The organism is Streptomyces sp. NPDC055506, assembly GCF_053643595.1.
This window is the reverse complement of sequence record NZ_JBSHKH010000064.1, coordinates 37,983-44,921: the sequence shown is the minus strand read 5'-3', so window position 1 is coordinate 44,921 and position 6,939 is coordinate 37,983. Positions and strand designations below refer to the sequence as shown.

At 71.2% G+C, this 6,939-nt stretch carries 8 protein-coding genes and 1 pseudogene; 1 reads left to right on the top strand and 8 read right to left on the bottom strand.

The window, feature by feature from the left end; all coding sequences use genetic code 11:
* The 8 genes and pseudogenes from ACWIF2_RS23680 to ACWIF2_RS23645 form a co-directional block, all read right to left on the bottom strand.
* Positions 1-89: pseudogene (locus tag ACWIF2_RS23680) on the bottom strand (inositol monophosphatase family protein); the annotation flags it as partial.
* A gap of 88 nt (positions 90-177) precedes the next feature.
* Positions 178-420, bottom strand: coding sequence for a hypothetical protein (locus tag ACWIF2_RS23675; RefSeq protein WP_454362627.1), 243 nt, complete (start codon positions 418-420; stop codon positions 178-180).
* Positions 421-486: 66 nt separating this feature from the next.
* Entirely contained in the window at positions 487-711 is a 225-nt protein-coding gene (locus ACWIF2_RS23670; protein ID WP_454362626.1) for a hypothetical protein, read from the bottom strand.
* A gap of 50 nt (positions 712-761) precedes the next feature.
* Positions 762-3,179 (bottom strand): ATP-binding cassette domain-containing protein, encoded by a 2,418-nt coding sequence (locus tag ACWIF2_RS23665; protein WP_454362625.1) that lies wholly within the window; start codon positions 3,177-3,179, stop codon positions 762-764.
* A 98-nt stretch (positions 3,180-3,277) separates the two neighbouring features.
* Positions 3,278-3,691, bottom strand: a complete 414-nt coding sequence (locus ACWIF2_RS23660) for a VOC family protein (RefSeq protein WP_215123247.1) — start codon at positions 3,689-3,691, stop codon at positions 3,278-3,280.
* A 10-nt stretch (positions 3,692-3,701) separates the two neighbouring features.
* A complete protein-coding gene (locus tag ACWIF2_RS23655; RefSeq protein WP_454362624.1) occupies positions 3,702-4,175 on the bottom strand; it encodes a helix-turn-helix transcriptional regulator in 474 nt (157 codons plus the stop codon).
* Positions 4,176-4,220: 45 nt separating this feature from the next.
* Positions 4,221-4,688: a hypothetical protein gene (locus ACWIF2_RS23650; protein ID WP_454362623.1), complete on the bottom strand. Its 468-nt coding sequence runs from the start codon at positions 4,686-4,688 to the stop codon at positions 4,221-4,223.
* 31 nt (positions 4,689-4,719) lie between these two features.
* Entirely contained in the window at positions 4,720-5,673 is a 954-nt protein-coding gene (locus ACWIF2_RS23645; RefSeq protein ID WP_454362622.1) for an ROK family protein, read from the bottom strand.
* A gap of 271 nt (positions 5,674-5,944) precedes the next feature.
* On the opposite strand from ACWIF2_RS23645, the gene ACWIF2_RS23640 reads away from it, so the two are divergent.
* Positions 5,945-6,931, top strand: a complete 987-nt coding sequence (locus ACWIF2_RS23640; RefSeq protein WP_454362631.1) for a LacI family DNA-binding transcriptional regulator — start codon at positions 5,945-5,947, stop codon at positions 6,929-6,931.
* Positions 6,932-6,939: the final 8 nt, after the last annotated feature.

Below are 6,939 nucleotides of genomic sequence, written 5' to 3'. Positions count from 1 at the left end.
TCCCAGCTGAACGCGGTGGCGTCCAACTCGCCGCGGGCCACCGCGAGATACTCCAGGCCCGCCGAGCCGCAGGGCCGGGGGGTCACGCCAGCCCCAGTTGAGGGCGCATGACGACGGCGCCGGCGCCCCCCTCACGCGGGGAGCGCCGGCGCCGTGGGCCGAGACCGGAGCGGCTCGTCAGCCCTTCTTCTTGTGAACGCCCTTCTTCTGGGCAGCCTTCTTCTGGGCGCCCTTCTTCTGGAGGCCGTCCTTCCCGGCCACGGACAGGCCGTCCTTGCCGACGGCCTGGTTGAGCGTGTTGAGGGTCTCGTCCACGTTGATCCCGGGGAGCTTCTCTCCGACAGCGTGCGACGGGGTGACCGCCGCGACGACGAAGCCGGTGGCCAGGGAGGCGATGGCGAGCATGCTGCGCTTCTTCATGACCGACACAACGGCCCGACCCGCTCCGGGGTCACGCCACTGGGCCGTTCGGGGGACGCGACGGCCTCATTCGGGACCGGTGTTCCAGGTCCCGGGTCCGCCGCCGCGCCATTCGATCAGCCCCGACGACGCCGCATACGTCTCGTCCGCGTCCTCGATCCCCGCCCGCCGCAGAAACTCGGCGACGTCCAGCAGCCCGTACGCGATCCCGAGGAACTGGTCGTCCACACGGACCCGCCGGCCACCGTCCGCGGCTGGCGGGTAGACCACGACGGGTTTCACGGACGCCATGGCACCAGGGTGCGCGGGGACGGCGCCGGGCGCGCGCCGGGGTGGGCCGTTCAGCCGACCCGTTGTGCCTGTTCCGAGGCGCCCACGTAGTCCGCGAGGTGCTCCCCGGTCAGGGTGGAGCGGGCCTCGACGAGTGCGGCCGGGGTGCCCTCGAAGACGATCCGGCCGCCGTCGTGTCCGGCGCCCGGGCCGAGGTCGATGATCCAGTCGGCGTGCGCCATGACCGCCTGGTGGTGCTCGATGACGATGACCGACTTGCCGGCGTCGACGAGCCGGTCGAGCAGCCCGAGCAGCTGCTCCACGTCGGCGAGGTGGAGGCCGGTGGTGGGCTCGTCGAGGACGTAGACGCCGCCCTTGTCGCCCATGTGCGTGGCCAGCTTGAGCCGCTGCCGCTCGCCGCCGGAGAGCGTGGTGAGCGGCTGGCCGAGGGTGAGGTAGCCGAGCCCGACGTCCGCCATCCGCTCGATGATCCGGTGGGCCGCGGGGGTGCGCGCCTCACCGGCGCCGAAGAACTTCTCCGCCTCGGCCACGGACATCGCGAGCACCTCGCTGATGTCGCGGCCGCCGAAGCGGTACTCCAGCACCGACGCCTCGAACCGTTTGCCCTCGCACACCTCACAGGGGGTGGCGACGCTCTGCATGATCGCCAGGTCGGTGTAGATGACACCGGCGCCGTTGCAGGTGGGGCAGGCGCCCTCGGAGTTGGCACTGAAGAGCGCCGGCTTCACCCCGTTGGCCTTGGCGAAGGCCTTGCGGATCGGGTCGGCGAGGCCGGTGTAGGTCGCCGGGTTGCTGCGCCGGGAGCCGCGGATCGCGGTCTGGTCGATCGACACCACGCCTTCCTCGGTGGGGATCGAACCGTGCACGAGCGAACTCTTGCCGGAGCCGGCGACGCCGGTGACGACGGTGAGCACGCCGAGCGGGATGTCGACGTCGACGTGTCGGAGGTTGTTCGCGGTCGCGCCGCGGATCGCGAGGGTGCCGGTGGGCTTGCGGACCGCCTCCTTCAACGCCGCCCGGTCGCCGAGATGACGGCCGGTGACGGTCCCGCTCTTGTGCAGCCCCTCCAGGGTGCCCTCGAAACAGACGGTGCCGCCCGCCGTGCCGGCGCCGGGGCCGAGGTCCACGACATGGTCGGCGATGGCGATCGTCTCCGGCTTGTGCTCCACGACGAGCACGGTGTTGCCCTTGTCGCGCAGCCGCAGCAACAGGTTGTTCATCCGCTGGATGTCATGGGGGTGCAGTCCGATGGTCGGCTCGTCGAAGACGTAGGTGACGTCGGTGAGCGAGGAGCCGAGGTGCCGGATCATCTTGGTGCGCTGCGCCTCGCCGCCGGAGAGCGTGCCCGAGGCCCGGTCGAGCGAGAGATAGCCGAGGCCGATCTCCACGAACGAGTCCAGGGTGTGCCGGAGCTTGGCGAGCAGCGGAGCCACCGAGGGATCGTCGATCCCGCGGACCCATTCGGCCAGGTCGCGGATCTCCATCGCACACGCGTCGGCGATGTTGACCTTGCCGATCCTCGAGGAGCGGACCAGTTCGCTGAGCCGGGTGCCGTCGCACTCGGGGCACTCGGTGAAGGTGACCGCCCGGTCCACGAAGGCGCGGATGTGCGGCTGCATCGACTCGCGGTCCTTGGCGAGGAACGTCTTCTGGATCTTCGGGATCAGCCCCTCGTAGGTGAGGTTGACGCCGTTGATCTTCACCTTGGTCGGCTCGCGGTACAGGAAGTCGTGCCGCTCCTTCTTGGTGTACTCGCGGATCGGCTTCTCCTTGTCGAAGAAGCCCGACTCGGCGATGACCCGCACCACCCAGCCGTCCCCGGTGTAGGTGGGGATGGTGAACGGGTCCTCGGAGAGCGACTTGGAGTCGTCGAAGAGCTGGGTGAGGTCGATGTCGGAGACCTTGCCCCGGCCCTCGCAGTGCGTGCACATGCCGCCGGTGCGGCTGAAGGTCACCTTCTGCGTCTTGGTCTTGTCGGTACCCCGGTCGACCGTGATCCCGCCGCTCGCCGAGACCGAGGCGACATTGAAGGAGAACGCGCCGGGCGGGCCGATGTGCGGCGTGCCGAGCCGGCTGAAGAGGATCCGCAGCATCGCGTTGGCGTCGGTGGCGGTGCCGACGGTGGAGCGCGGGTCGGACCCCATGCGCTGCTGGTCGACGGTGATCGCGGTGGTCAGCCCGTCGAGCACGTCCACCTCGGGCCGGGCGAGGTTCGGCATGAAGCCCTGCAGGAAGGCGCTGTAGGTCTCGTTGATCAGCCGCTGCGACTCCGCGGCGATCGTGTCGAACACCAGCGAGCTCTTGCCCGAGCCGGAGACGCCCGTGAACACCGTGAGCCTGCGCTTCGGAATCTCGATGCTGACGTCCTTGAGGTTGTTCTCGCGCGCACCGTGCACGCGGATCACGTCATGGCTGTCGGCAGCGTGCGGCCCGGGCGACCGTCTGTCCGTCGTCGTGGCCTTGCTCATCGTGTCTCCATCTGTCGCTCGGACGTTCTTTCCCCGCACCGAACCCGGGGGTGCGGTGCGGGGGATGGGCTCGGGGGGGGCGGGCCGCCGCTACGGCGTCACGGCTTCAGCTGCTGGATGCGGATCATGTTGCCCGCGGGGTCGCGGAAGGCACAGTCGCGGACGCCGTACGGCTGGTCCACCGGCTCCTGGACCACCTCGGCGTCGCCCGCCTGGAGCCGCTCGAAGGCGCCGTCGACGTCGGTGGTGGCCAGGACGATGCTCGCGTAGGTGCCCTTGGCCATCATCTCGGCGATGGTGCGGCCCTCGTCCTCGGTGATGCCTGGGTCGGCGGCCGGCGGATGCAGGACGATGTTGGTGCCGGGCTGCCCGACGGGGCCGACCGTGATCCAGCGCATGCCCTCGTACCCGACGTCGTTGCGGACTTCGAAGCCGAGCGTGTCGCGGTAGAACGCCAGAGCGGCGTCCGGGTCGTCGTGCGGCAGGAAACTGGCGTGAATGTTGAGGTCCATGGCCACCACGCTAGTTTCGGCCCGGGGCGGGCGCTTCTCGATTCCTGACCGGTCTGGTGACCTGCTTCGCCACGCACGACGGGATCCCCGCGGTCGCCCGTGCCGCCTCGCGCCGGTAGGCGCTGGGCGGCATGCCGACCAGCTCCGTGAAGCGGGTGCTGAAGGTGCCCAGCGACGAGCAACCGACCTCGAAGCACACCTCGGTGACACTGCGGTCGCCACGGCGCAGCAGGGCCATCGCACGCTCGATGCGCCGCGTCATGAGGTAGCTGTACGGCGACTCGCCGTACGCCTGCCGGAACTCGCGGCTGAGATGCCCGGCCGACATGTGCACGCCCCGGGCCAGCGCCTCCACGTCCAGCGGCTGTGCGTACTCCCGGTCGATCCGGTCCTTGACCCGGCGCAGGCGCGCGAGGTCACGCAGGCGCTGCGCCGAGGTGGGTCTGCTGCTCACATGCCGGATCGTGCCACATCGCACGGACATTCGGTCGATTTCGGCGGAAGAGCCGGTATCCCGGCCCGGGGCCTGTCAGGTGAAGTACGTGTCGAACGTTCCGATCCACCATGCCGCGAGCGGCAGGAGGCACACCTGCACGCCAGCTGTGATCCAGCAGCGGCCGAGCACCGCGATCCCGAAGGTCCACCACGCGGTGGAGCGCAGCGCGCTCACGACCGCGGCCTGGTATCCCCGCCCGGTGGAATCGACCATGCCTGGGTAGCCCATCCAGTCCTCGGTGAAGATGCCCTCCGTCCCCAGCACGATGGCCGCCGACACGAGCCACAGGTCGGCCAGGAGGGCCGTCACGGCGAGCGCCACGTCGCAGCGCAGGAACGCGGGCGCCGGCAGCAGCAGCCGTACCGCGGGGTGTCCTTGGCGGCGTATCCATTCCCTCCGCCTGACCCGCACCAGCGTGACGACGGCGAACACCAGCGCCCCGAGAGCCGCTGCCCACCCGCCCATGAAGAACAGCCCGAAGAACAGCATCCCGGCACTCACATCGGGACCGCCTGAGCGTTCCTGCCCGGTCTCACACCCCCGCCGCGGCCGCGTCCGTCCGCTTCGCGAGCGCCGCCGCCGCTGCCCCCACCAGGCCGGCGTCGGTGCCCATTTGGGCCGGTGCCACGGTCAGCTGCCGGACGAAGGACAGGGTTGCGTAGGCGCTCAGAGCCTTGCGCAGAGGGGTGAAGAGGACCTCGCCCGCCTTGCCCACCCCCCCGCCGATCACCGCTATGTCGATCTCCACGAGGGTCGCCGTGGCGGCGATCCCGGCGGCCAGGGCCTGGGCGGCACGGGCGAAGGAGGCGACGGCGACCGGGTCGCCGGAACGGGCGGCGGCGGCCACCGCGGCCGCGGAGGTGTCACCGTCTGGACCCGGCCGCCAGCCGTTCTCCAGGGCGCGCCGGGCGATGTTGGGACCGCTCGCGATGCGCTCGACGCAGCCGTGCGAGCCGCACGGGCACAGATCGCCGTCGAGGTCCACGCTGATGTGACCGATGTGGCCGGCGTTGCCGGTCGGCCCGGGGTGCAGCCGGCCGCCGAGCACCAGGCCGCCGCCGACACCCGTGGAGACGACCATGCACAGCGCGTTGTCATGGCCGCGGGCGGCGCCCTGCCAGTGTTCGGCCGCCGTGATCGCCACACCGTCGCCGATCAGCTCGACGGGCAGATCCCCGGCCGCCGCCCGGACACGCCCGACGAGCGGGTAGCCGCGCCAGCCGGGCACGTTCACCGGGCTCACCGTCCCCGCCGAGGCGTCCACGGGCCCGGCGCTGCCGATGCCCACGGCCGTGGCGCGCTCCCACAGCGGAGACACGGTGAGTTCGCCGAGCACCTCCTCCACGGCCCGCATCACGGTGTCGCCGTCCTCCCGGGCGGGCGTCGCCCGCTGGGCGCGGACCAGGATCCGGCCGTGGCCGTCCACCAGAGCGCCGGCGATCTTGGTGCCGCCGATGTCGAGCGCGGCCACGAGGTCGGTGTGCATCAGTGTCGGATCTCCCCGTCAACCATGAGAAAAACGCCGAGAAAAACATCGGGCAGGGCAAGCGCTGGACCGGTCCCGCACAGGTGCGCGGGCCGGAGATTGCGGTGGACAGTCTCCCCCGAGCCTGACAACGTTGTCCAGGCTCTATGCTCGACGCCACATCCTCATACAAACCCAGGACCTACGCACCCCCGTGGACGACAGGACAGGACAGCACACCGTGCCCCAGACCCCCCTCCGATCCGCAACGCGCTACGGCACCCGGCCGACCATGAAGGACGTCGCCGCACGCGCCGGAGTCGGGCTCAAGACGGTGTCCCGGGTGGTGAACGGGGAGCCGGGGGTCACCCCGGAGACGGAGCGACGGGTCCAGGAGGCGATCGACGCCCTCGGTTTCCGCCGCAACGACAGCGCGCGGGTGCTGCGCAAGGGCCGTACGGCCAGCATCGGACTGGTCCTGGAGGACCTCGCGGACCCGTTCTACGGGCCGCTGAGCCGCTCGGTGGAGGAGGTGGCCCGCGCGCACGGCGCCCTGCTCATCAACGGCTCCAGCGCGGAGGACCCGGAACGCGAGCAGGAGCTGGTGCTGGCCCTGTGCGCGCGGCGGGTGGACGGGCTGGTGGTGATCCCGGCCGGTGACGACCACCGGTATCTGGAGCCGGAGCTCAAGGCGGGTGTCGCCACGGTGTTCGTGGACCGGCCGGCCGGGTACATCGACGCCGACGTGGTCCTGTCGGACAACTTCGGCGGCGCCCGCGACGGCGTCGCGCATCTCATCGCGCACGGGCACCGCCGGATCGGCTTCATCGGCGACATGCCCCGCATCCACACCGCCGCCGAGCGGCTGCGCGGCTACCGGGCCGCGATGGAGGACGCGGGCATACCGGTGGCGGACTCCTGGATGTCCCTCGGCGTCACCGACCCCGAGCGGGTCCGCAGGGCGGCCGGGGACATGCTGTCCGGCCCGGACCCGGTCACCGCGATCTTCGCGGCCAACAACCGGGTGACGGTCACCGTGATCCGCGTGCTCGCCGGGCACGCCCGCCGTGTCGCCCTGGTCGGCTTCGACGACATCGAGCTGGCCGACCTGCTCCAGCCGGGTGTCACGGTCGTCGCCCAGGACGCGGCGGACATCGGCCGCACCGCGGCGGAACGTCTCTTCCGGCAGCTTGACGGCACCCAACTCACCCCCGAGCGCATCGAGCTGCCGACCCGGCTGATCACCCGCGGCTCCGGCGAGCTGCCACCGGCGGACTGAGGCGGCCC

What these genes read in the sequence shown, in the direction of transcription:
- ACWIF2_RS23675 (WP_454362627.1), bottom strand. Translation starts at nt 420, where the DNA reads ATGAAGAAGCGCAGCATGCTCGCCATCGCCTCCCTGGCCACCGGCTTC.
- ACWIF2_RS23670 (WP_454362626.1), bottom strand. Translation starts at nt 711, where the DNA reads ATGGCGTCCGTGAAACCCGTCGTGGTCTACCCGCCAGCCGCGGACGGT.
- ACWIF2_RS23665 (WP_454362625.1), bottom strand. Translation starts at nt 3,179, where the DNA reads ATGAGCAAGGCCACGACGACGGACAGACGGTCGCCCGGGCCGCACGCT.
- ACWIF2_RS23660 (WP_215123247.1), bottom strand. Translation starts at nt 3,691, where the DNA reads ATGGACCTCAACATTCACGCCAGTTTCCTGCCGCACGACGACCCGGAC.
- ACWIF2_RS23655 (WP_454362624.1), bottom strand. Translation starts at nt 4,175, where the DNA reads ATGTCCGTGCGATGTGGCACGATCCGGCATGTGAGCAGCAGACCCACC.
- ACWIF2_RS23645 (WP_454362622.1), bottom strand. Translation starts at nt 5,673, where the DNA reads ATGCACACCGACCTCGTGGCCGCGCTCGACATCGGCGGCACCAAGATC.
- ACWIF2_RS23640 (WP_454362631.1), top strand. Translation starts at nt 5,945, where the DNA reads ATGAAGGACGTCGCCGCACGCGCCGGAGTCGGGCTCAAGACGGTGTCC.